The organism is Streptococcus suis (assembly GCF_024509555.1).
GTDB classification, from domain to species: domain Bacteria; phylum Bacillota; class Bacilli; order Lactobacillales; family Streptococcaceae; genus Streptococcus; species Streptococcus suis_AD.
In genome coordinates this window covers 1-237 of the sequence record NZ_JAMWEL010000101.1, presented here as the reverse complement: position 1 = coordinate 237, position 237 = coordinate 1, and the positions used below count along the sequence as shown (strand labels likewise).

At 43.5% G+C, this 237-nt stretch carries 1 pseudogene; it reads left to right on the top strand.

From position 1 onward, the window contains the following. Nucleotides 1-237 (top strand): annotated as a pseudogene (locus NF418_RS10505) (hypothetical protein); the annotation flags it as partial.

Below are 237 nucleotides of genomic sequence, written 5' to 3'. Positions count from 1 at the left end.
ACGACGTTGAGAAACAAAATGGTACAGATCCTAAGACACCAAATACGGATACAACCGTAACTCCAGCAACGGTAGTTGAAGGTCAGCCAGTTTCAGATACAACAGTTGTTACACCAGAATCACCAAATTCAGTGATTACACCATCAGAACCAGTTAACGGCGTATCAGTAGATAGCAACGGTAACTTGACAGGTACACCAGACATTACAGATTGGAAAGACGACGAGGAAGCTCGTA